Origin of the sequence: Streptomyces litmocidini (assembly GCF_014649755.1) — a bacterium.
Taxonomy (GTDB): Bacteria; Actinomycetota; Actinomycetes; order Streptomycetales; family Streptomycetaceae; genus Streptomyces; species Streptomyces litmocidini.
The window spans coordinates 637,036-660,400 of sequence record NZ_BMTQ01000001.1; the positions used below are offsets into that span (position 1 = coordinate 637,036).

Consider the following 23,365-nt stretch of genomic DNA (forward strand, 5'->3'; position numbering starts at 1 on the left):
CGAGAGCGGCTCTGCAACCTAACCAGCGAACGTCGCCTTCGCAAACACCGGAAAGCGGCCGGGTGTCGTCTCGCCCCGGCCGCTCCCACCCCCTTCACGAGGCGCTTCTCAGCCCGCCGTACGGGAAGAATCGCTGGTCGTGACGGTCTGCTGGAACAGCCATTCGGACTTCAGCTCGGCATAACCGGGCTTGATCACCTCATTGATCATGGCGAGTCGTTCATCGAAAGGAATGAACGCTGATTTCATCGCATTGACCGTGAACCACTGCATGTCGTCGAGCGTGTAGTCGAATGCGTCGATCAACAGCTCGAATTCCCGGCTCATGCTCGTCCCGCTCATCAGCCGGTTGTCGGTGTTGACCGTGGCCCGGAAGTGGAGCTTGCGGAGCAGGCCGATGGGGTGCTCGGCGAACGAGGCGGCGGCGCCGGTCTGGAGGTTGGAGGAGGGACACATCTCCAGCGGGACGCGCTTGTCGCGGACGTAGGCCGCGAGGCGGCCGAGGCGGACGGAGCCGTCGTCTGCGACCTCGATGTCGTCGATGATCCGGACGCCGTGGCCGAGCCGGTCGGCGCCGCACCACTGGAGCGCCTGCCAGATGGAGGGCAGCCCGAAGGCCTCGCCGGCGTGGATCGTGAAGTGGTTGTTCTCCCGCTTGAGGTACTCGAAGGCGTCGAGGTGCCGGGTGGGCGGGTAGCCGGCCTCGGCGCCGGCGATGTCGAAGCCGACGACGCCGGAGTCGCGGTAGCGGTTGGCGAGTTCGGCGATCTCCAGAGCGCGGGCGGCGTGCCGCATGGCGGTCAGGAGGGCGCCGACGCGGATGCGGTGGCCGTCGGCCCTGGCCTGTCGCTCGCCCTCGCGGAAGCCCTCGTTGACGGCCTCCACGACCTCTTCGAGGGTGAGACCGCCCTCCAGGTGCTGCTCGGGGGCGTAGCGCACCTCCGCGTACACGACGCCGTCCTCGGCGAGGTCGACGGCGCACTCGGCGGCGACGCGGAAGAGGGCGTCCCGGGTCTGCATGACGGCGCAGGTGTGCGCGAAGGTCTCCAGGTACCGCTCCAGGGAGCCGGAGTCGGCGGCTTCGCGGAACCAGATGCCGAGCTTGTCGGGCTCCGTCTCGGGGAGCTGCTCGTAGCCCTGCTCCCGGGCGAGTTCGATGATCGTGCCGGGGCGCAGTCCGCCGTCGAGGTGGTCGTGGAGCAGCACCTTCGGGGCACGGCGGATCTGGTCCGCGGTGGGGACGTTGGGGGTCTGGCTCGTCATCTCCGCACTTTAGCCCCTACGCGCGTAGAACGCCCCTCGCGGCGCTCGATTTCTCGTGACGGGGCCGGGGCCGCCCGCCTAGCCTGCCCGCATGACCTCGACCTCCGCCACGGCCGCGTCCCCGCTCCCGCACGTCCACCGCTTCCTGACCGGCTTCCACCGCCGCCAGGCGGCCCGCACCGTCGACTTCCCGGGCGCCTTCGCGGTCCTCGACGACGCCTACCCGAACTCCCGCGGCAACAACCACGTGTTCGTCCACGGGGACGTGGACCCGGAGGCGCTGCCCGGGTACGCGGAGGAGGCGCTCGCCCACCTCCCGTACCGCTTCTCCTACGTCCTCGACGAGACGGTCGCCGCGGCCTGCCGGGCGCCGATGGAACGGGCCGGGTACCGGCACGCCACCACCCTGCTCATGGCGCACACCGGCCCGGTGCCGGAGCACGGCGGGGCGCGGGAGGTCGGCTTCGAGGAGCTGCGCGGGCCGGTGGCCGCCTCCTGGCCGCGGTTCGCCCCGAAGGCGACGCCGGAGCACCTCCGCGACCTGGTGGAGCGGCGGGTGGCCCGGCTGCGCGGCGCCGACGTCGTGCGGTTCTTCGCCGTGCACACGCCGGAGGGCGAGGTGGCCGCGTGGGTCGACCTGTACATGGACCCGGCGGCCGGGGTGGCACAGATCGAGGACCTGGTCACCGTGGAGGCCCACCTCGGGCGGGGGTACGCGGGGAAGGCCCTGGACACGGCGTTGCGCGAGGCCGCCGACGCGGGCTGCCCGATCCGCTTCCTCACCGCCCGCGCGGACGACTGGCCGCGCCACTGGTACGCCCGGAAGGGCTTCGCCCCCATCGGCTCGACGGCCCGCTTCGAACGGGTCTGACGCGCACGGCCGTACGGGCCCGGCGCGGCCCCCGGCCGGCGTCCGGTCGAGCCCCGCCGGGCCGCACGCCCGTCCTCGCGGAGGCGCGGACATTCTTCACCACCAATTGACCCCGCGTACGGGTGTCGTACACCTCCGCTTCTGAGACTGTTCTGTCATGGCGCACTTCGCACTCGTGGGGCCGCCCGAAGCACGGAGACCCCGGCTCGGACGGCCTGTTGGAGGTTCCCGCACGTCGGCGGTGGGCGGTGTGGTGCTGCTCCTGCCGGACGGCGAGCCGGTGTCGGCGCGGCGGGCCTCCGCGCGGGCGCACACGGCGATGCTTCCGCTGGGACGCGGTCTGGCCCGGGAGGGGCGGTCCGAGGAACTCGCCGCGCACGTGGTGCGCTATCGGGCGCGCGGCTGGAACGGGGCGGACGCGGACCTCGTGGCGGACGCCTCCTGGGCGGTCGCGGAGGCGGTACGGCGCTACGGCGACGTCCCGGTCTGCCTGGCCGGCCACGGGATGGGGGCGCGGGCGGCGCTGCGGGCGGCCGGGCATCCCGCGGTCGCCGCGGTGCTCGCGCTCGCGCCGTGGCTGCCGGAGGAGGACGTGGCGGCGGAACCGGAGCCGGTGCGGCAGCTGGTGGGGCGCAGGGTGCTGCTCGTGCACGGCACGAACGACGCGCGGACGGACCCGGAGCTGTCGTTCCGGTTCGCCGAGCGGGCGAAGAAGGCGAACCGGGACACCTGCCGCTTCGAGGTGCACTCGGACGGCCACGCGCTGCGCCAGTACGCGGCCGAGGTCCGGGCCCTGGCCGCGGACTTCGTACTGGGCGCCCTCTTCGGCCGGCCGGTCTCCCGGCCGGTGACCGACGCGATGGCCGCTCCCCCGCCGCTCGGCCTGCGGATGCCGCTGGCGGCGGGCTTCGGCGGCGGCCTGGGCCCGCGCCGGCGCTGAGGGCCCGCGCCGGGGACCGGGAGGTACGGGGCTCACGCCGGCGCCGAAGGGTCCTCCAGGGCCGGAGGCGACGGTTCCTTCGGCAGCAGGTGGCCGCGCCTGCTCAGCAGGAACTTCTTGAAGGCGGCCACCGGGGCCGTGTCCGGGTGGCCGTCCAGCCAGGCCACGCCGATCTCGCGGACCGCGCGCGGCGCGGTGACGGTCAGCTCGACGACGCCGGGGCGGGGGACGGCGGGCGGGGGCAGCAGGGCGACGCCGAGGCCGGCGGCGACGAGGCCGCGCAGGGTCTCGGCCTCCTCGCCCTCGAAGGCGACCCGCGGCCTGAAGCCGGCCTCCGCGCAGAGGTCGTCGGTGATGCGGCGGAGCCCGTACCCCGGCTCCAGGGTCACGAAGGTCTCGTCCGCGGCCTCGGCGAGGCGCACCCGCTTGCGGCCGGCGAGCCGGTGGTCGTCCGGGACAACGAGCCGCAGCCGCTGCTCGTCGAGGCGGCGGGCCACCAGGTCGGGGGCGTCCGGCACGGGTGAGGTCAGGCAGAGGTCGAGGTCGCCGGCGCGCAGCCGTTCGATCATGGCCTCGCCGTAGTTCTGGACGAGGGTGAAGCGGATCCTCGGGTGGTCGACGCGGAAGGCGCGGATGAGGCCGGGGACGGTCTCGGAGCCCATGGTGTGCAGGAAGCCGAAGGCGACGCGTCCGGCGGCCGGGTCGGCGTCGGCCCGTACGGTGTCGGCGGCCCGTTCCACCTCGGCGAGGGCCCGCTCGGCGGCGGTGAGGAAGCGGCGGCCGGCAGGGGTGAGGGAGACCGTGCGGCCGCGCCGGGCGAAGAGGGTGACGCCGAGGTCCTGTTCGAGCCGGACCATGGCCCGGGAGAGCGTCGACTGCGGCACGCCCATCTCGGCGGCGGCGCGGGTCACGTGCTCGTGCCGGGCGACGGCGGCGAAGTACGCGAGCCGCGGCGCGAGCAGCGGTCCCATGTCTTCTTCGTTACTGTTCGGTGACAGGCGAGGCTGTGACCTGTACTCATGCACCATGGGAACGATTACAGCAGTTCCGTGCATTGGACGCATGAAACGGACCGGCCTACGTTCGTGACATGCCTTCCGCCAGTACCAAGGCGGCCGCCACCACCGCGTCCGCCGACACCCGCCTCGCCCCCGGCACCCCCGGCCACCGCCGGATGAGCCTCGCGCTCTTCGCCGCCGGGCTGGCCGCCTTCGCCCTCCTCTACTCCACGCAGGCCCTCCTCCCGGCCATCTCCGCCGAGTTCGGCGCCACCGCCTCCGCCGCCTCCTGGACGGTCTCCGCCGCCACCGGCGCCCTCGCCCTCTGCGTCCTGCCGCTCAGCGCCCTCTCCGAGCGCTTCGGGCGGCGCGCGATGATGACGGCCTCCCTCTCGGTCGCGGTCGCCGTGGCGCTCCTCGTGCCGCTCGCCCCGGACCTGGCGTCCCTGATCGCGCTCCGCGCCGTCCAGGGCGCCGCGCTGGCCGGCCTCCCGGCCTCCGCGATGGCGTACCTCGCCGAGGAGGTGCGGCCCCGGGCGCTGATCGGCGCGATCGGCCTCTTCGTGGCGGGCAACTCGATCGGCGGCATGAGCGGGCGGCTCGTGACCGGCTGGGTCGCCCAGCTGTGGGGCTGGCGCGCCGGTCTGGCCGCCGTCGGCCTGACCTCCCTGGCCTGCGTGCTCGTCTTCCGGGCGCTGCTCCCGAAGGCCCGGCACTTCACCCCCGGCACGCTGAACCCGAAGGCGCTGGCCCGGACCGTCCGGGGCCACCTCGCCGACCCGCTGCTCCTGCGCCTGTACGTGATCGGCGCCCTGTTCATGACGGTCTTCGGCGCCGTGTACACGGTGATCGGCTACCGCCTGGTGGAGGCCCCGTTCTCGCTGCCGCAGGGCGTGATCGGCTCGATCTTCCTGATCTACCTGGTCGGCACGGTCTCCTCGGCGGCCGCCGGCGGGCTCGTCGGGCGGCTCGGCCGGCGCGGCGCGCTGTACCTCGCGGTCTCCACGACGGCGGCGGGCCTGCTGCTCTCGCTGTCGGACTCCCTCGCCCTCGTCCTCGCGGGCCTGGTCCTGATCACGGCCGGTTTCTTCGCGGGCCACGCGGTCGCCTCCTCCTCGGTGAGCCGCACGGCGAAGACGGGCCGCGCGCAGGCCTCGGCGCTGTACCAGTCCGCGTACTACCTCGGCAGCAGCGCGGGCGGCACGCTCGGCGCGATCGCCTTCCACGCGGGCGGCTGGGCGGGCACGGTCCTGATCGGCCTGGTCGCGGTCCTCGGGGTCGTCTCGGTCACCCTGTACGGCTCGCACAGCGCGCGCGTCGAGGCGCGGCGGCTGCACCTGGCGGCCTGACCCGATTCGTCCTCTCCCGCGCGGACCGCGCAACCGTCACACTCCCCCGTACGTCCTCAAGGACAGGGACCCGAGGGGGAGTTGACGATCATGAAACGAATCGCCCGGCACATGGGCAAAAGGGCGGGAATCGCCGCCGGCATCACCTCGCTGGTGGTGCCGATGACGATCGCGCTCGGTGCGGCCCCAGCGCAGGCGGCGTCCTGCAACGTGACGACGGGGCCGTACCAGAAGCAGGTGGAGAAGTTCCTCGGACGGCCGGTCGACGGGCGCCAGTCGCTCGCCGACTGTCAGGCCACCCAGGCCTTCCAGCGCAAGCACGGCATCACCCCGACCATGGGGTACGCCGGGCCGGTCACGTGGCGCACCATGAACACCATGCTCCAGCAGAGGGCCGCGGGCACCGACCCCAACCGCTCGGGCGCCTGCCCGACCGACAAGGGCCGGATCGCCTGCGTCGACCTGACCCGCCAGCTGAGCTGGATCCAGGACGGCTCGCGCCTCACGTACGGCCCGGTGCCGGTCCGCACGGGCAAGGACGGCACCGAGACCCGTACCGGCGCCAAGAAGATCTACTGGCGGAACATCAACCACTGGTCGACGCTCTACCACGTCTCCATGCCGTACTCGCAGTTCTTCGACGGCGGCCAGGCCTTCCACTCGACCACCAAGTCCATGTGGAACCCGCCGGGTTCCGGCGGCTGCGTCAACATGACGTCGAAGGACGCCAAGGCGTACTGGAACCTGCTCAGGAACGGGGACGACGTCTTCGTCTACGGACGCAAGCCGGGAACCTGACCCCGGCTGTCAGTCCGCTGCGGTAGCTTCCCTCTCACCGGCACCGGACGGGTGCCGGTGAGGGGTGAGTGGGGTGTGGACCCGATGAGCGACGCCGCGACCGCGACGACCGACGATCTCGACAAGTACCGCAGGGAGCTGACCGGTTACTGCTACCGGATGCTCGGATCCTCCTTCGAGGCGGAGGACGCGGTGCAGGACACGATGGTCCGCGCCTGGAAGGCCATCGGCTCCTTCGAGGGCCGCTCCTCGCTGCGGTCCTGGCTGTACCGGATCGCCACCAACGTCTGCCTGGACGCGCTGAACGCGGGGAACAGGAGGGCACGGCCCATGGACCTGACCGGGCCGACGCCCGTCGCACAGGCACAGCTCGTCAAGCAGCCGGAGATCACCTGGCTGGAGCCCGTCCCCGACGGACGGGTCCTGCCCTCGGCCGGCGACCCGGCGGAGGCGGCCGTCTCCCGCGAGACCGTACGGCTCGCCTTCGTGGCCGCGCTCCAGCACCTGCCGCCCAAGCAGCGGGCCGTGCTCATCCTGCGCGAGGTCCTCGCGTGGAAGGCGAGCGAGGTCGCCGAGCTCCTCGACACCTCCGTCGCCTCCGTCAACAGCGCCCTCCAGCGGGCCCGCGCGACCCTCGTCGAACAGGCGCCCGCCGCCTCCGACCCGGCGAACCCGCTGGACGAGGAGCAGCAGGCGCTCCTGGAGCGCTACGTCGCGGCCTTCGAGGGCTACGACATGAAGGCGCTGACGGCGCTCCTCCACGAGGACGCGACGATGTCCATGCCGCCGTACGACCTGTGGCTCCAGGGCCACGAGAACATCGTCGGCTGGATGCTGGGCGTCGGCGACGTGTGCCGGGGCTCGAAGCTGGTCCCGACCGTGGCGAACGGCTCGCCGGCCTTCGCCCACTACCACCCGGACCCGGCGGGCGGCTACAGCCCGTGGGCGCTGATCGTCCTGGAGCTGCGGGACGGCAAGGTCGCCGGGATGGACTTCTTCCTGGACACCGAGCGCTGGTTCCCGCTCTTCGACCTGCCGGCGCGGCTGGACAGTGGCTTCGAATGATCACTGCTGGTGGGTCGTGGTGTCGCGATGCGTCGCCATGAGCTGTCCGATGCCGGGCGGGAGTTCGTCCGGCCGGGGCCGTCCGCCCGGCTTCGTCGTCACGGGCGGCCCCGCCCACGACCGCACCCGGTTCTCCGCCGTGAGGGAACAGATCCGGATGCTCCGGACCGGACCGGGACGCCCCGCGCCCGGCCCGATGACGACAGAACCTAGAAGAGCCGACGCTTGAGGTGGCGGCTGAGGGGCGTCTCGACGAACTTGTGCACCAGGTAGGCGGCGAGCATCATCGTGGCGGCCATCGAGACGACGAGCACACGGGCGTCGATGTCGTACGCCTTGAGGTAGAACATGACCTCCCAGCCGATGACCTGGTGCATCAGGTACAGCGGGTAGGTCAGCGCCCCGGCGACCGTCAGCCAGCGCCACCGGACGCGCGCGAACCGGCCGGTGGCGACCAGGCCGACGACACCGAACATGCAGGCCAGTGCCACGCCCACCGGCCAGACGTGCCGCCGGCCCAGGAACGCGAGCTTCTCGAACTCGTCGACGGTGGGGCCGAGGGAGGCACAGAAGGAGACCGCGACGATGCCGTAGAGGAGCAGGTTGGGACGGAACCGGTACATCAGGTAGAACGCCATGCCGGCGATGAAGAACCAGCTGTACTCGGGCACCAGCAGCGTCCGCAGCGGCCCGGGCGGGGCCTTCGCGACGAGGATCGTGGCCGCGCCCCAGCCGCAGCAGAAGAGGACCACGCGCCGGTAGGTGAGGCCGAACCAGGCGACCAGCGCGAAGAGCAGGTAGAAGCGGAGCTCCGCGAAGAGGGTCCAGTAGACGGTGTCGACCGAACGCACGCCGAGCGGCTGCTGGAGCATGGTCAGGTTCACCAGGACGTCGTACCAGGGCAGGTGCCGCCGCCCACCGGGTATCACGGTGACGGTGACCGTGGTCGCGACGACCGCGAACCAGTACGCCGGGTAGAGCCTGATCACCCGCGAGACGAAGAAGGTCTTTAACGGCCGTCCCCAGGCGCTCATGCAGATGACGAAGCCGCTGAGCAGGAAGAAGAACTGGACGCCGAGGTAGCCGTACGAGGCGAAGCGGAACCGGTCCGGGAAGACCGTGGCGATGTGCGTCTCCCAGCCGCCACGCGCCATGTAGTGGTACATGACGACCATGAGCGCGGCGAGCAGCCGCATCCCGTCGAGCACGTACAGCCGATCGGAGCGGTTCGCCGCCGTGCTCTTCACGCGCGCGAGCGGGAACCGCCGCACACGCGCTGACGGCAGCACGGACTGCAACACGCTGACCACTGAGATCCCCCCGGATTAGGCGCCATGGACACCTCAGTGAGCCTGCGGTGAATGGTGCGGTCTGGCTTGAAGTTATGCGCCCCTATGCCCTCCTCACCACATACGAATGCGTGAGAAACCGCACCCACCACATCAGGCAGAGGCGTACAACTCTTCAGCTCCTCACGCGTCCGCACGGAAACTCCGCCGCCTGCCGGGCGGAGGCCGACCGCACCATCCCGTCACGGGGCCACCTCCCCACGGGCGGGCGCCCGTCCAGCAGCCTCAAACCACACGTGACGGTCCCTCAGGCGATGCGCCGTGCATGCGTCGCCTGTGCGTCACGCGCGTTGACCACGCATCAGAACACCGTAGTCAGGAGCAGCAGGGCGAAAAGGGCGGCGCTCGCCAGCAGGAACAGGAGAAGGGCGCGCCACTGCCGGATCCGGAGATCTTCGCGCTCGGCGCGGATCAGCGGCGCGATGGCCGCAGTGCCCCCACGGGCCTTCGAGGCCGGCTCGTGGACCACCTCGGCCGGGTACTTGTCGAGGACGACGCTCCGGCGGCTCGGTCACGAGGTCCCCTCCGCGCACGGGCCGCCATCGCGGGCCGGGCCCCGATCGCCCGTCAGGACCACAGGACGTGGCCTCCGCGAAGGCGTCGGCGACATATCGGCGACAGTGCGCTGCGGGCATCCCGGATCCGACTGCCAACCGCTCCTCTCGCCGCGAGCGACTGCGCTGGACCCGTACAAACCGGTGGGCGTCGGGATCCTGTGAGCGGACCTGGACGCGCCGTGCGAGCAGGGACACATGGTCGCCCGGATCTTCCACCGCCCAGGTTCTGTCGTCGAATGTCACGCCCGCATGCGGGCGGCAACGGCCGGACGAACCCCCGCCCGGCATCGGACAGCTCATGGCGACGCATCGCGACACCACGACCCACCAGCAGTGATCATTCGAACACGGTGCCTAGAGGCCTAGCGTCCCCGACAGGCCGGTGAGGCGGAGCAGGGCCCGCAGTTCGGGCCCCGCTCCGTGGAAGCGGATCCGGTGTCCCCGGCGCCCGGCGGCGAGCTTCAGCCGGGCGAGGACGTCGACGGCGGCGAGGTCGGCGCCCGCGAGCGCGCCGACCTCGCAGACGACCTCGCCGGGCGGGGCGGCGGCGAGCTCGGCGCAGAGCCGGGCCAGCTCCTCCCCGGTGGGACGGGCGGGCAGGGTCACGACGAGCGGTTGACTGGTGTCCACGTTCCGTACGACCGTCCGGGTCCACGGAACTCATCGCCGTCCTGCGGATCGCGGCCCGGCGCTCGGCCCGCGGGAAGCTCGGCGGTGTCGGGGGTGAGGCCGAAGGGGGCGGGGAGAAGGATCTCCTCGCCGGACGGGACCGCGCTCAGCACGCGGCAGACGTCCCCCTCCGGTTCACCGGCCCCGTTCGCCCGAAGGCGTCGGAGGAACATGCCGCCCTACGCGATGCGGTCCAGCACGATCGGGTCCGGGGTGAACGCCGTGCCCTCCGGCGCGATGTCCCACGCCCCCGACAGGGACTCCAGGGCGTAGTCGAACTTCTCCGGGGTGTCCGTGTGGAGGGTCAGCAGCGGCTGGCCCGCCGTCACCGTGTCGCCCGGCTTCGCGTGGAGCTCGACACCGGCGCCCGCCTGCACCGGGTCCTCCTTGCGGGCGCGGCCCGCGCCCAGGCGCCAGGCGGCGATGCCGATGTCGTACGCGTCGAGGCGGGTGAGGACACCGGTCGACGGGGCCGTGACGACGTGCTGCTCGCGGGCGACCGGGAGGGTCGCGTCCGGGTCGCCGCCCTGGGCCGCGATCATCCGGCGCCAGACGTCCATCGCCGAGCCGTCCTTGAGGGCCTTCGCCGGGTCGGCGTCCTTGATGCCGGCGGCGGCCAGCATCTCGGCCGCGAGGGCGATCGTGAGCTCGACGACGTCCGCCGGGCCGCCGCCCGCGAGGACCTCGACCGACTCGCGGACCTCCAGGGCGTTGCCGGCGGTGAGGCCGAGCGGGGTGGACATGTCGGTGAGGAGCGCGACCGTCTTCACGCCGCTGTCGGTGCCCAGGCCGACCATCGTCCGCGCCAGTTCCCGCGCGTCCTCGATGTTCTTCATGAAGGCGCCGGTGCCGACCTTGACGTCCAGGACGAGCGAGCCGGTGCCCTCGGCGATCTTCTTGGACATGATGGACGAGGCGATCAGCGGGATCGCCTCGACCGTGCCGGTGACGTCGCGGAGCGCGTACAGCTTCTTGTCCGCCGGGGCCAGGCCGTCGCCCGCCGCGCAGATGACCGCGCCCGTGGTGTCGAGGACGTGCAGCATCTCCTCGTTGGAGAGCAGGGCGCGCCAGCCGGGGATGGACTCCAGCTTGTCGAGCGTGCCGCCGGTGTGGCCGAGGCCGCGGCCGGAGAGCTGCGGCACGGCCGCGCCGCAGGCCGCGACGAGCGGGGCGAGCGGCAGGGTGATCTTGTCGCCGACGCCGCCGGTGGAGTGCTTGTCGGCGGTGGGGCGGGAGAGCGCGTCGAAGTTCATGCGCTCTCCGGACGCGATCATGGCGGCGGTCCAGCGGGCGATCTCCGCGCGGTTCATGCCGTTCAGCAGGATGGCCATGGCCAGGGCGGACATCTGCTCGTCGGCGACCACACCGCGGGTGTACGCGTCGATGACCCAGTCGATCTGCTCGGGGCTCAGCTCGCCCTTGTCCCGCTTGGTGCGGATGACGGAGATGACGTCCATGGTGGTGCCTCTTTCTACGCGCATAGAGGGGGAAAGGGGGAGCGACCCTTCCCATCGTGCCGGAAGGGCCGCTCCGAGGTGTTACTTGGCGAGGTGGTCCGGGCCGAAGGCCTGCGGGAGCATCTCGGCCAGGGTCAGGAACCCGGCCGGGGTCTCCAGGACGAGCTCGGGGCCGCCGAACTCGTACAGGAGCTGCCGGCAGCGCCCGCACGGGACCAGGGACTCGCCCCGGCCGTCCACGCACACGAAGTGGGTCAGGCGCCCGCCGCCGGTCGCCTGCAGCTGGGAGACGAGCCCGCACTCGGCGCACAGGCCGAGGCCGAAGGAGGCGTTCTCCACGTTGCAGCCGGAGATCACCCGCCCGTCGTCCACGAGGGCCGCCGCGCCGACCGGGTAGCCCGAGTACGGGGCGTACGCGTGGGACATCGCCTCGCGGGCGGTCTCCCGGAGGAGCTCCCAGTCGGGCGCCGGCGTCACTTGCCCTGGCCCTTCCGGTACGGCAGGCCGTCCGCCTTCGGCATCCGCAGGCGCTGCGCCGAGAGGGCGAGCACCAGCAGGGTGGTGATGTACGGGGCGGCGTCGACGAACTGGCTCGGGACCTCGTCGGTCAGGCCGTACCAGAGGAAGAAGGCCGCGGAGAAGGCGGCGGAGATGGCCGCCGCCACGTACTTCTTCTTGTACAGCTGCCACAGCGCGGCGATCACCAGGAGCAGCGCGACGAGCAGCAGCAGCGCGTGGACGTTCTCGGCGCCGCCGCGGATCTTGAGACTGTCGGTGAAGCCGAAGAGGCTCGCGCCGAGCGCCATGCCGCCGGGCATCCAGTTGCCGAAGATCATCGCGGCGAGACCGATGTAACCGCGGCCGCCGGTCTGGCCCTCCTGGTAGATGCCGGTGGAGACGATCGCGAGGAAGGCGCCGCCGAGGCCGGCGAGGCCGCCGGAGACGACGACGGCGATGTACTTGTACTTGTAGACGTTGACGCCGAGGGACTCGGCCGCGACCGGGTTCTCACCGCAGGAGCGCAGTCGCAGGCCGAAGGCCGTGCGCCAGAGCAGCCACCAGGTGGCCGGGATGAGCAGGGCGGCCACGATCGTCAGCAGCGACAGGTGGGTGACCAGGCCGCCGAGGATGCCGGCGAGGTCCGAGATCAGGAACCAGTGCTTCTGCTGGAGGTCGATCAGCCAGTCCGAGAGTCCCGGAACGGTGATGTCGGTGATCTGGTCGATCCGCGGGGACTGCTTGGAGGAGCCGCCCTCGGCCTTGTCGAAGGTGAAGTTCGACAGGTACTGGGTGAAGCCGACCGCCAGGATGTTGATCGCCACACCGGAGACGATGTGGTTCACGTTGAACGTGACGGTGATGATCGCGTGCAGGAGGCCGCCGAGCGCGCCGCCGAGGATGCCGACGACGACACCCGTCCACGGGCCCCACTGGTAGCCGGCCCAGGCGCCGAACCAGGTGCCGAGGATCATCATGCCTTCGAGGCCGATGTTCACGACGCCCGCGCGCTCGGCCCACAGACCGCCGAGACCGGCCATGGCGATCGGCACGGCGAGCTGGAGCGCGCCGGAGATCTGGCCGACGGAGGTGAGGTCGTTGGCCCCGGAGACGACGCGGACGAGCGAGAAGAGGACGAGGCCCGCCGCGACGATCAGCAGGATCCAGGGCCAGGTCAGCTTGCGGCGTCCGGCCTTCTTGGGCGCGGCGCTCGGCTTGGCAACGGTGCCGGTCGTCATGCCGTCACCTCCTTGTCGGTCTTGATGGCGCCGCCGGCGGCGAGCTCCTCGCCGACCTTCTGCTGCTGGCGGCGGAGGCCGTAACGGCGGACGAGCTCGTAGGAGACGACCACGGCGATCACGATGATGCCCTGCATGATCTGCGTGATCTCCTTCGGGTACCCCGCGATGTCCAGGCTGGAGGACGCCTTCTCGAGGAACGCGAAGAGGAGGGCTGCGAAGAGGATGCCGACCGGGTGGTTGCGGCCGAGCAGCGCGACGGTGATGGCGGTGAAGCCGACGCCGACCGGGAAGGCGAGGCTGTACGTGTGCGACTCGCCGAGCAGGATCGGCATGCCGGCCAGACCGGCGAGGCCACCCGAGATCAGCATCGCGGTGATGATCATCTTCTTGGCGTCGACGCCGCTGGCCTGGGCCGCGGACTCGCTCTCACCGGTGGCGCGCAGGTCGAAGCCGAAGCGGGTGCGGTTGATGACGAACCAGTAGACGACGCCGAGCGCGAGCGCGACGAAGGTGAAGCCGTAGATCTGGCCGCCCTCGCCCATGTCGATGCCCGGGAACCAGCCGGACTCGGGGATCTGACCGGTGGTGAGGTCGTTGGAGCCGGCGGGCTGGACGCCGAAGTTCTTCGGCAGGATCAGCCAGGCCACCAGGGAGGTGGTGATGGCGTTGAGCATGATCGTGGAGACGACCTCGGAGACACCGCGGGTGGTCTTCAGGATGCCCGCGATACCGGCCCAGAGGGCACCGGTCGCGACGGCGACGAGCACGATGACCAGGATGTGCAGCGGACCGGGCAGGTCGACGGCCGCGCCGACGAGCGCCGAGACCATCGCGGCGAGGCGGTACTGGCCCTCGACGCCGATGTTGAAGAGGTTCATCCGGAAGCCGATGGACACGGCCAGGGCCGCCAGATAGAGGATCGCCGTGTAGTTGACGATCAGGACCTGGACGTCGGAGTACCCGGCGTTCTCGATCATCAGGCGGATCGGCTCGATCGGGTCGAGGCCCGTCGCGAGCAGCACCAGGACGGTGAGCACGAAGGAGGTGACCAGAGCGAGCACGGGGCCGGCGGCCCCGATGATCAGCTTGTCCTTGTCGATCTTCATCATCGGGCGTCACCGTCTTCGGACTGCTCTTCGGTGCCCTCGAGGCGGCCGGTGGCTGCGCCGGTCATGGCGGAGCCCAGCTGCTCGGGCGTGATGGTGGCGGGGTCGGCGTCGGCGACCAGCTTGCCGCGGTACATGACGCGGAGGGTGTCGGACAGGCCGATCAGCTCGTCGAGGTCGGCGGAGATCAGCAGCACCGCGAGGCCGGCGCGGCGGGCGTCCCGGATCGCGTCCCAGATCTGTGCCTGCGCGCCGACGTCCACGCCGCGGGTGGGGTGGGCGGCGATCAGGAACTTCGGGTTGTGGCTCATCTCGCGGCCGACGATCAGCTTCTGCTGGTTGCCGCCGGAGAGGGAGGCCGCGGTGACGTCGATGCCGGGCGTGCGGACGTCGTACTCGCGCACGATCCGCTCGGTGTCCTTGCGGGCGGCCTTGGGGTCGAGGATGCCGCGCTTGGAGTTGGGGGCCTCGGTGACGTGGCCGAGGATGCGGTTCTCCCAGAGGGGGGCCTCCAGGAGCAGGCCGTGGCGGTGGCGGTCCTCGGGGATGTAGCCGATGCCGCCCTCGCGGCGCCTGCGCACGGAGACCGCGGAGATGTCCTCGCCGTCGAGGGTGATGACGCCCGCGTTGGGGCTGTTCATGCCCATGAGGGCCTCGATGAGCTCGGTCTGGCCGTTGCCCTCGACGCCGGCGATGCCGAGGATCTCGCCCTTGTGGATGGTGAGCGAGATGTCGTCGAGGAGCTTGCGGCCCTCGCCGACCTCCTGCAGGCCGACCGCGCCGGACGGGTCCGGCGGGGCGGCGGTGGTGAGCGGGACGGCCGCGGCGGCGCCGGCCTCGGTCAGGGTCAGGCCCTCCACCTGGAGCATCGGGACGTCCGTGACCGTCGACTCGCGGGTCTCCGGCGAGGGCAGCTCGCTGCCGACCATCAGCTCGGCGAGCTGCTTGGTGGTGGCGGTCTTCGGGTCGGCGGTGCCGACCGTGGTGCCCCGGCGGATGACGGTGATGTCGTCGGCGACCTTCAGGACCTCGCCCAGCTTGTGCGAGATGAAGATGACCGTGAGGCCCTCGGACTTGAGTTCGCGCAGGTTGTCGAAGAGCGCGTCGACCTCCTGCGGGACGAGGACGGCGGTCGGCTCGTCGAGGATGAGGATCTTGGCGCCGCGGTAGAGGACCTTGAGGATCTCCACGCGCTGCCGCTCGGCGACGCCGAGGTCCTCGACGAGCGCGTCGGGGCGGACCCCGAGGCCGTACGCGTCGGAGATCTCCTTGATCTTCTTCCGCGCCTTGGCGCCGATGCCGTGGAGCTTCTCGCCGCCGAGGACGACGTTCTCCAGGACGGTGAGGTTGTCGGCGAGCATGAAGTGCTGGTGCACCATGCCGATGCCGCGGGCGATGGCGTCACCGGGGGTGGAGAAGGTGACCTGTTCGCCGTCGACCGCGATGGTGCCCTCGTCCGGCTTCTGCATGCCGTAGAGGATCTTCATGAGGGTCGACTTGCCGGCACCGTTCTCGCCGATGAGGGCGTGCACGGTGCCCTTGCGGACCGTGATGGCGATGTCCTTGTTGGCGACGACGCCGGGGAAGCGCTTGGTGATGCCGTGCAGTTCTACGGCAGGGGGGCTGGACGCGTTGATGACGCACTCTCCTTGGCCGGAAGGAGTGGGAGCGGGGAGGGCAGGGCGGGGCGAAGCTATCGTGCCAGGGAGACATCTACACGCGTAGCACTGCCGAAAAGTGAAAACCCGTACGGGAATGGGCCCGGGGCCCGGGATCCGGTGGGGGTGCCACCGGACGCCGGGCCCGGGCTCAGGTCGTGACCTGGGCGTCCTTACGGAGCGGTCTTGACCGTGATCTTGCCGTCGACGATCTCCTTCTTCGCCTTGTCCACCGCGGCGATGAGGTCCGTCATCTTCGTGTACGCCGGGTTGGAGTCGGCCAGGCCGACGCCGTTGGTGGCGAGGCCGTAGCGGATCTCGCCGGTCTGCGGCTTGCCGTCCTTGACCGACTTGATCACGTTGTAGACCGAGCCGGAGACGTCCTTGGTGACCGAGGTCAGGATGTGGTCCTTGTACGCGGCCAGACCCGCCTGCTTGTACTGGTCGGAGTCGACGCCGATGGCCCACTTGCCCGCGGTGGCGGTGGCCTCGATGGCGCCGGCGCCGGCGAGACCGGCGGCGGCGTAGATCACGTCGGCGCCCTTGTCGAGCTGGCCCTCCGCGGCGGCCTTGCCCAGGTCGGGCTTCGAGAAGCCGTCGAAGTTCGGCGGCTGGGTCAGGTACTGGGTGAGCACCTTCGCCTTGGGGTTGGTGTCCTTGACGCCCTGCGTGAAGCCCGCCTCGAACTTCTTGATCAGCGGGACCTCGACGCCGCCGATGAAGCCGACCGTGCCGGTCTTGGACGCCTTGGCGGCGGCGACGCCGGCCAGGTAGGAGCCCTGCTCCTCGTTGAAGACGAGGTTGGCGATGTTCGGGCCGGTCTTCGACGTGTCGTCGATGAGGCCGAAGGTGGTCTTCGGGAAGGACTTGGCGACCTTCTCGATGGCCGGGGCGTAGGAGAAGCCGACGCCGATGACCGGGTTGTTCCCGGCGCGGGCCAGCGAGGTGAGGCGCGCGACCTTGTCGGCGTCGCTCTCGCCCTGCGACGGCTCGGCCTCGGCGCCCTTGACGCCGAGCTCGTCCTCGGCCTTCTTCAGGCCGGCGTAGGCGGCGTCGTTGAACGACTGGTCGCCACGGCCGCCGATGTCGTACGCGATGGCGGCCTTGAGGGCGCCCGACGCCGAGGACGAGCTGGAGCTCGAACCCGTGTCGTTGGACGACTTGCCGCACGCGGTGGCGGACAGCGCGAGCGCCGCGGAGGCGATGCCCACGGTCGTGATCCTGGTGATCCGGCGCAAGAGGAGGGTCCCTTCAAGACTGACCGAAAGCGCCTCTTCCGGCGCTGGTTTCGCGGCGATCGTAACGCGCGTAGATGTCAGTTAAAGACCCGTTCATGAGTCGTTATCGGATCGTCGCGAACCGGCCAGTCGAGGCGACCGGGGGCGTTCGGCCCGGTACTGCCGGTTATACCGCCGGGGACAGGCGTTCGAACGGGGTTCGGGGGGCGGCGCGCCGGGCGATGGGCCGAGCGTGGGACGGGGATGGACCGGACGGATGAAGGGCCCCTCCGGGCCGCCCGCACGGGCCTCCGGGCCGCCCGCACGGGCCCTTCCCCGGCCCGTGCGGCGCCCTTCCGCCCGGTTCTCCGTCCGGCCGGGGTCAGGACTGGGGCATGGCGTCGAGGAGGGCCGCGGCCGTGAAGAGCTCCACGCCGGCTTCGATGCACCGCTCGTCCACGTCGAAGTCGCCGGCGTGCAGGTCGCGGACCCGGGTGTCGCCGGGAGTGCGGACGCCGAGGCGGGCCATGGCGCCGGGGACGTGCTCCAGGTACCAGGAGAAGTCCTCGCCGCCGAGGCTCTGCTCGGTGTCCTCGATCGCGTACGGCCCGCGGCGGGCCGCCATCGCGTCGCGGAGCAGCTCGGCGACGACCGGGTCGTTGACGACCGGGGGGACGCCGCGGACGTAGGTGACGGTCGACTTGGCCCGGTGCAGGGTGGCGACCTCGTCGATCGCGGCGTGGACCAGGTCGGGCGCGTCCCGCCAGGCGGGCAGGTCGAGGCAGCGGACGGTGCCGGAGAGCTCGGCGTGCTGCGGGATGACGTTGGGGGCGTGGCCGGCCTCGATGCGGCCCCAGGTCACGGAGAGGCCGGAGCGGGCGTCGACGCGGCGGGCGAGGACGGCGGGGACGTCGGTGGCGACCCGGGCGGCGGCGGTGACGAGGTCGGTGGTGAGGTGCGGGCGGGCGGTGTGGCCGCCGGGGCCGTCGAGGGTGATCTCCAGGCGGTCGCAGGCGGAGGTGATGGGGCCCGCCCGGAGCCCGATCTTCCCGGCGTCGACCCGGGGGTCGCAGTGGACGGCGATGATCCGGCCGACGCCGTCCAGGACCCCGGCCTCGACGACGTCGGCGGCGCCGCCGGGCAGGACCTCCTCGGCGGGCTGGAAGACGAGCCGCACGGCGTTCGGCAGGAGGCCCTGGCGGTCGAGTTCGGCGAGGACGAGTCCGGCACCGAGGACGGTGGTGGTGTGGACGTCGTGTCCGCAGGCGTGGGCGCGGTTGGCCACGGTGGAGCGGTAGGCGACGGTCTTGGCGTCGGGGATGGGCAGGGCGTCGATGTCGGCGCGGATCGCGAGCATGGACCGGCCGACGGCCCGGCTGCCGATGTCACAGAAGAGTCCGGTGCCGCCCGGCAGGACCTCCGGCGCGAGGCCGGCCGCCTCCAGGCGGGCCTTGAGCGCGGCGGTCGTACGGAACTCCTGGTTCCCGAGCTCGGGGTGCATGTGCAAGTCCCTGCGGAAGGCGACGAGTTCGGCGCGCAGGGGTTCGGACAGCGTTCCGGGCAGGGTGACGGAGCCTGGCTCACGGGACTTCAACTGGTTCACCCTTTGAAGGGTAGGCCCGCGGAGAGGTCAACTGCCCGTTGATCACGAGAATTTCAGCCCCTTAGGGGAAAGAATCTCGGTTTCCCAGGTATGAACCTCACTCCCAGTGGGTACGCTCAGCCGAATTCGAGCCGGTCCGTGTGATGCGTCACACGGGTGGTGAGCCGGTCGACCTCATGGGCCGCGGTGCCCGCCACGCCCGCCAGGAAACCCTGCGCGCGCGGCGAGGCGGTGGCCCGCAGCCACTCGGGCGCTATCTCGACGACGGCGACCTTCACCCCCGTGCCGGCGAGGGCCAGCGGCAGGGTGTGCACGACCGTGGAGGGGAAGCTGACGACCGTGCGCCCGATGGGGCCGCGTCGGGCTATCAGCTCCAGGGGCAGGTCGGGCCGGACCACCTGGAGGCCCGTGTCGACCGCGATCCGGTGCAGTTTCTCGACGCCCTCCCTGCGGTGGGCGAAGTAGCGGGTGGCTCCGTGGGCGCGGGCCAGTTCGTCCACCACGCGCGCGTAGTGGCCGGCGTCGACGACGCCCGTCTCGACCAGCGAGGTGCCGACCAGGTCCGCGCCGCCGGTGAGCAGCGGCGGTCCGAAGGTGTCCCGGGTCCAGGCGTACGCGTTCTCGGTGACCGTGACGCCCGGAGGGGCCTCCACGGGCAGCGAGGTGAAGATCTCGACCGTGCGGTTCCCGGCGGGGGCGAGCCGCTGCCGGGCGAGGGTCGTGACCGGGGCGAGGAGCAGCTCGCGGGGGCCCAGGCTGCCCTTGCGGTGCCAGCGCACCAGGCGCTCGCCGCGGCCGAGCTGGGCGGCGAACTCCATGGTCGCGGTGCCGTCGTCGACCACCGTCAGGTGCCGGGGGGAGAAGAGGGTCAGGAGCAGCTGGACGTACCGGGAGAACGGGTCCCCGATGATCACCCGTTCCGCCGCGCGCAGCGGCCCGGCGAGCTCGCGCAGGGTGCGGACGAGCGCGCCCCGGCCGCCGCGGGCCTCCTGCCAGTGGACGGTGAGGCCCTGGTCGCGGGCCAGCTGGGCCATCCGGCGCAGCTGGCCCCGCGACATGGGGTCGGTCGGCGAGAGGACGACGACGGTGAGGGCGTCCGCGGCGTCGGCGTCCGCCGGGTCACCGGTCGCGGGGGCCGCGCGGCCCCCGGGGCCCTGCGTGTGCGCCCACTCCAGGACGTTCAGGAGCTGGACCGGGCTCTCGACGAACGCCAGCTGCCCGGTCATGCGGCGACGGTGCCCTGGACCCGGCGGAGCTTCTTCATCGGGCCGAGCTCCGACTCGTACACCTTCTTCACGCCGTCGCCGAGCGCGGCCTCGATGGTGCGGATGTCGCGGACCAGGCGCTGGAGGCCCTGCGGCTCGACGGAGGCGGCCTGGTCGGAGCCCCACATGGCGCGGTCGAGGGTGATGTGGCGCTCGACGAAGGTGGCGCCGAGGGCGACGGCGGCCAGCGTGGTCTGGAGGCCGGTCTCGTGGCCGGAGTAGCCGATCGGGACGTTCGGGTACTCCTCCTGGAGCGTCTGGATGACGCGGAGGTTGAGCTCCTCGGCCTTGGCCGGGTAGGTCGAGGTGGCGTGGCAGAGCAGGATGTTGTCGCTGCCGAGGACCTCGACGGCGTGCCGGATCTGCTTCGGCGTCGACATGCCGGTGGAGAGGATGACCGTGCGGCCGGTGGCGCGCAGCTCGCGCAGCAGCTCGTCGTCGGTGAGGGAGGCGGAGGCGACCTTGTGGGCGGGGACGTCGAACTTCTCCAGGAAGGCGACGGCCTCGGTGTCCCACGGGGAGGCGAACCAGTCGATCCCCTTCTCCTCGCAGTACGCGTCGATCCGGCGGTACTCGTCCTCGCCGAACTCCACGCGGTGGCGGTAGTCGATGTACGTCATCCGGCCCCAGGGGGTGTCGCGCTCGATGTCCCACTGGTCGCGCGGGGTGCAGATCTCCGGGGTGCGCTTCTGGAACTTGACGGCGTCGCAGCCTGCCTCGGCGGCCACGTCGATCAGCTTGAAGGCGTTGTCGAGGTCGCCGTTGTGGTTGATGCCGATCTCGCCGCAGACGTAGACGGAGTGACCCGGGCCGGCGGTCTTGGTGCCGAGGGTGCGCAGACGGGAGTTCATGATCGTTCCTTACGGGTTGGGCGGGTTGGGGGTGTCGAGCTCGGGTCCGAGGAGCCAGGCGGCGATCTCGCGGATCGCTCCGGCGCCGCCCGGGGTGACGGTGACCGCGCGGGCGGCGGCCCGTACGGAGTCGTGGGCGCTGCTCACCGCGACGGGCCAGCCGACGAGGTGGAAGCAGGGCAGGTCGTTGACGTCGTTGCCGGCGTAGAGGACGCGCTGCGGGTCGATGCCCTCGGCCTCGCACCACTCCTTGAGGGCCCGGTCCTTGCGGTCGATGCCGTGCAGGACGGGGATCCTGAGCTTGCGGGCGCGGGCGGCGACCACGGCGTTCTGCTCGGTGGAGAGGATGAGGACGGGCAGTCCGGCGCGGCGCAGGGCCGCGATGCCGAGGCCGTCGCCGCGGTGCGCGGAGACGAACTCGCGCCCTTCGGCGTCGAGGTGGACCCGGTCGTCGGTCTGGGTGCCGTCGAAGTCGAGGACGACGGCGTCGACGTCGGCGAAGCCGGGCGTGACGGGCTCGTCGAGGAGCGGCGCGAGGGCCTTGGCGCGGGCGAGGTCGTGCGGGTCGTCGATCTCCAGGACCCGGGCGGGGTCGGTGACGACGAGCGCGGTGCGGCCGAAGAAGCGGTGTCCGTGGGTGCGGAAGCCGGCCGCGTCCATCGCGTAGACGGCGCCGGTCTCCAGGTACTCGGGCTCGCGGTCCTGGCGGCGCGGACGGTGCGCCTTGTCGTGGTTGACGCCGACGGCCCCCGTCGCGCTGCCCTCGGGATCGCGCCACAGGAAGCCGTGGGACGGGGCGGCGGTGAAGGCGGTGTCGGCGGCGCCCGAGGTGATGCGCTCGGCGGCCTCGGCGACCTCGGCGGAGGTGAGGAAGGGGCTCGTGCACTGGACGAGGAGGACCACGTCGGCCGGGCGGCCGTGGACGGCCTCGAAGGCGTCCATGGCGTGCAGGACCGCGGCCTCGCTGGTGGCGGTGTCGCCGGCGATCCCGGCGGGCCGCCGGACGGCCTCGGCCCCGGCGGTGCGGGCCGCGGCCGCGATGGCCTCGTCGTCGGTGGAGACCACGACGTGCGTGACGGTGCGGGCGCCGAGACAGGCGTGGACGGCGCGGGCGACCAGGGGGACCCCGGCCACGGGGGCGAGGTTCTTGGCGGGCACGCCCTTGGAGCCGCCCCGGGCGGGGATCACGGCGAGGACGGTCGGCACGGTCGGGGTCATCACAGTTCTCCCAGGCGGCGGATGACGGGGGCGACGCGCTGCACGCCGTGGCGGTACGCGCCCCGCGCGGCCTCCCGGACGACCCGGCGCAGCGCGCTCTCGCGGGACTCGGGCGCGGTGACGTCCAGGCGGTGGCGGGCGAGGATCCCGGGCAGGTAGCCGGGGGCCGTCTCCGCGGTGTAGTAGGGGGCGATCGGGGGGAGCGCGGGAAGCGCCAGGAGCTCGGCGACGCGGTCGCGGGCGGCGTCGAAGGCCTCTTCGTACGGGCTGTCGGAGGCGACGCCCTGCCGGGCGAGCCAGTTCTCGTCGGGTGCCGGCACGTCCCCCTCGTCGAGCCGGTCGAAGGAGGTCAGCAGGCCGGAGCCGACGAAGTGGTGGTTGCCGAGGGCCTCGCGGACCCCGAGGTCGGTGAGGATCGCGGTGGGGATCCGGCGGTGGAGCGCCTCCAGCGCGGCCGTGGAGGAGACGGTGACCAGGAGGTCGGTGCGGTCGAGGACCTCGCCCATGTGCCCGTACACGAGCCGGAAGTTGTCCGGCGGGTCGAGCTCGCGCACCAGCTTCTGGAACGGGAACTCCTCCAGGTGCGTGGTGTGTTCGCCCGGCTTGGAGCGGAGCTTGAGGAGCACCTCGCGCCCCGGGTGGAGGCGGGCGTGCGCGATCAACCGGCGCAGCACGTAGGCGCGTTCGGCCCGGGTGGCGGGCACGGAGGGCTGGGCGGCGAAGACCAGGGTGTCGCGGCCGGCCTCGGGGGCGTGCGGGGCGCCGCCCAGGAAGGGCAGCGCGGCCTCGACGACCGAGTCGGCGTCGGCGCCCACGCCCTCGTAGACGGCGCGGAAGCGCTCGGCGTCGTGGCGGGAGTTGGCGAGGACCACGTCGGCGCCGTGGCGCAGCAGCAGGCCGTCGGTCAGCTTCTCGTAGACGACGCCGACGTAGCCGGTGACGATCACCGGTCGCCGTTCCAGGGAGAGGTCGGCCAGGCCCTGCAGGACGGCCCGGACGGTGCCGCCGACCAGGGCGAGCACGAGGACGTCGAAGCCCTCGCCCCGCGCCTCCGCGTCCCGTACCGCGCGCAGGAAGTCCGCGCCCGTCACCTCGCGCGGGGCGGCCTGGGACACCCCGGTCTCGGCGAGCTGGCGCGCGGTGGGCGTGGCCCGTCCCCGCAGGACGAATCCGGCGGGTTCGGCGGTCGCCGTGGTGATGCGGCGCGCGGTGAGGGCGCCCCATTTCCACCGGGTGTCGGAGTCGGCGAGTACGGCGACCCGTACCGCTTCTCTGGTACTTGCTGGCACGTCGAGGACGCTAGAAGGGCATTCCGCTTTTCGGCCCAACTGGGTCACAACAAACGGTGAACAGAGCCTCTCCGCCCGCTGAAGCGGGTCGCGTTCCGGACGC

General features: G+C 71.9%; 21 protein-coding genes. 5 read left to right on the plus strand and 16 right to left on the minus strand.

Going from position 1 to position 23,365, the window contains the following annotated elements; genetic code table 11:
• Window positions 1-108 precede the first annotated feature (108 nt).
• Window positions 109-1,263 carry an adenosine deaminase gene (locus tag IE180_RS02885; RefSeq protein ID WP_190155116.1) on the minus strand — a complete coding sequence of 385 codons (1,155 nt, stop codon included), beginning with the start codon at window positions 1,261-1,263 and terminating at the stop codon, window positions 109-111.
• A 91-nt stretch (window positions 1,264-1,354) separates the two neighbouring features.
• Here IE180_RS02885 and IE180_RS02890 point away from each other — a divergent pair, with 91 nt between their 5' ends.
• Together IE180_RS02890 and IE180_RS02895 are read left to right on the plus strand one after the other, a co-directional pair.
• Complete coding sequence (locus IE180_RS02890) at window positions 1,355-2,134, plus strand: GNAT family N-acetyltransferase (protein WP_190155117.1); 780 nt, start codon at window positions 1,355-1,357, stop codon at window positions 2,132-2,134.
• A gap of 157 nt (window positions 2,135-2,291) precedes the next feature.
• A complete protein-coding gene (locus tag IE180_RS02895; protein WP_190155118.1) occupies window positions 2,292-3,074 on the plus strand; it encodes an alpha/beta hydrolase in 783 nt (260 codons plus the stop codon).
• Window positions 3,075-3,106: 32 nt separating this feature from the next.
• Here the strand turns inward: IE180_RS02895 and IE180_RS02900 are convergent, their stop codons facing one another.
• Window positions 3,107-4,102: a LysR family transcriptional regulator gene (locus IE180_RS02900; RefSeq protein ID WP_190155119.1), complete on the minus strand. Its 996-nt coding sequence runs from the start codon at window positions 4,100-4,102 to the stop codon at window positions 3,107-3,109.
• Between the two features lie 62 nt (window positions 4,103-4,164).
• Here IE180_RS02900 and IE180_RS02905 point away from each other — a divergent pair, with 62 nt between their 5' ends.
• The 3 genes from IE180_RS02905 to IE180_RS02915 all read left to right on the plus strand — a co-directional run bounded on the left by IE180_RS02905 (window position 4,165) and on the right by IE180_RS02915 (window position 7,284).
• A complete protein-coding gene (locus IE180_RS02905) occupies window positions 4,165-5,421 on the plus strand; it encodes an MFS transporter (RefSeq protein ID WP_190155120.1) in 1,257 nt (418 codons plus the stop codon).
• Window positions 5,422-5,511: 90 nt separating this feature from the next.
• Complete coding sequence (locus tag IE180_RS02910) at window positions 5,512-6,219, plus strand: L,D-transpeptidase (RefSeq protein WP_373302648.1); 708 nt, start codon at window positions 5,512-5,514, stop codon at window positions 6,217-6,219.
• A gap of 84 nt (window positions 6,220-6,303) precedes the next feature.
• Window positions 6,304-7,284, plus strand: coding sequence for a sigma-70 family RNA polymerase sigma factor (locus IE180_RS02915; RefSeq protein WP_190155121.1), 981 nt, complete (start codon window positions 6,304-6,306; stop codon window positions 7,282-7,284).
• A 209-nt stretch (window positions 7,285-7,493) separates the two neighbouring features.
• On the opposite strand, the gene IE180_RS02920 is transcribed toward IE180_RS02915, so the two are convergent.
• From IE180_RS02920 to IE180_RS02985, 14 genes are all read right to left on the minus strand, one after another.
• Window positions 7,494-8,531: an acyltransferase family protein gene (locus tag IE180_RS02920; protein ID WP_229860255.1), complete on the minus strand. Its 1,038-nt coding sequence runs from the start codon at window positions 8,529-8,531 to the stop codon at window positions 7,494-7,496.
• 403 nt (window positions 8,532-8,934) lie between these two features.
• Window positions 8,935-9,102, minus strand: a complete 168-nt coding sequence (locus IE180_RS02925) for a hypothetical protein (protein WP_190155122.1) — start codon at window positions 9,100-9,102, stop codon at window positions 8,935-8,937.
• 442 nt (window positions 9,103-9,544) lie between these two features.
• Window positions 9,545-9,820: an STAS domain-containing protein gene (locus tag IE180_RS02930; protein WP_190155123.1), complete on the minus strand. Its 276-nt coding sequence runs from the start codon at window positions 9,818-9,820 to the stop codon at window positions 9,545-9,547.
• A gap of 218 nt (window positions 9,821-10,038) precedes the next feature.
• Window positions 10,039-11,316: a thymidine phosphorylase gene (locus IE180_RS02935; protein ID WP_190155124.1), complete on the minus strand. Its 1,278-nt coding sequence runs from the start codon at window positions 11,314-11,316 to the stop codon at window positions 10,039-10,041.
• 81 nt (window positions 11,317-11,397) lie between these two features.
• Window positions 11,398-11,793: a cytidine deaminase gene (locus tag IE180_RS02940; protein ID WP_190155125.1), complete on the minus strand. Its 396-nt coding sequence runs from the start codon at window positions 11,791-11,793 to the stop codon at window positions 11,398-11,400.
• The gene (locus tag IE180_RS02945) at window positions 11,790-13,052 is read right to left on the minus strand and encodes an ABC transporter permease (protein ID WP_190155126.1); all 1,263 of its coding nucleotides are present in this window, start codon (window positions 13,050-13,052) and stop codon (window positions 11,790-11,792) included. The genes IE180_RS02940 and IE180_RS02945 overlap by 4 nt, the downstream gene beginning before the upstream one ends.
• The gene (locus IE180_RS02950) at window positions 13,049-14,164 is read right to left on the minus strand and encodes an ABC transporter permease (protein ID WP_190155127.1); all 1,116 of its coding nucleotides are present in this window, start codon (window positions 14,162-14,164) and stop codon (window positions 13,049-13,051) included. Before IE180_RS02950 ends, IE180_RS02945 begins: the two co-directional genes overlap by 4 nt.
• Complete coding sequence (locus IE180_RS02955; RefSeq protein ID WP_190155225.1) at window positions 14,161-15,798, minus strand: ABC transporter ATP-binding protein; 1,638 nt, start codon at window positions 15,796-15,798, stop codon at window positions 14,161-14,163. Before IE180_RS02955 ends, IE180_RS02950 begins: the two co-directional genes overlap by 4 nt.
• Window positions 15,799-15,992: 194 nt before the next feature.
• Window positions 15,993-17,057 carry a BMP family lipoprotein gene (locus IE180_RS02960; RefSeq protein WP_190155128.1) on the minus strand — a complete coding sequence of 355 codons (1,065 nt, stop codon included), beginning with the start codon at window positions 17,055-17,057 and terminating at the stop codon, window positions 15,993-15,995.
• Window positions 17,058-17,418: 361 nt separating this feature from the next.
• A complete protein-coding gene (locus IE180_RS02965) occupies window positions 17,419-18,639 on the minus strand; it encodes an amidohydrolase (protein ID WP_190155129.1) in 1,221 nt (406 codons plus the stop codon).
• A gap of 116 nt (window positions 18,640-18,755) precedes the next feature.
• Window positions 18,756-19,865: a hypothetical protein gene (locus IE180_RS02970; protein ID WP_190155130.1), complete on the minus strand. Its 1,110-nt coding sequence runs from the start codon at window positions 19,863-19,865 to the stop codon at window positions 18,756-18,758.
• Window positions 19,862-20,755 carry an N-acetylneuraminate synthase family protein gene (locus IE180_RS02975; RefSeq protein ID WP_190155131.1) on the minus strand — a complete coding sequence of 298 codons (894 nt, stop codon included), beginning with the start codon at window positions 20,753-20,755 and terminating at the stop codon, window positions 19,862-19,864. The genes IE180_RS02970 and IE180_RS02975 overlap by 4 nt, the downstream gene beginning before the upstream one ends.
• Before the next feature lie 9 nt (window positions 20,756-20,764).
• Window positions 20,765-21,973 (minus strand): acylneuraminate cytidylyltransferase, encoded by a 1,209-nt coding sequence (locus IE180_RS02980; RefSeq protein ID WP_190155132.1) that lies wholly within the window; start codon window positions 21,971-21,973, stop codon window positions 20,765-20,767.
• On the minus strand, window positions 21,973-23,262 hold the full coding sequence (locus IE180_RS02985; RefSeq protein WP_190155133.1) for a DUF6716 putative glycosyltransferase: 1,290 nt from the start codon (window positions 23,260-23,262) through the stop codon (window positions 21,973-21,975). Before IE180_RS02985 ends, IE180_RS02980 begins: the two co-directional genes overlap by 1 nt.
• Window positions 23,263-23,365 lie beyond the last annotated feature (103 nt).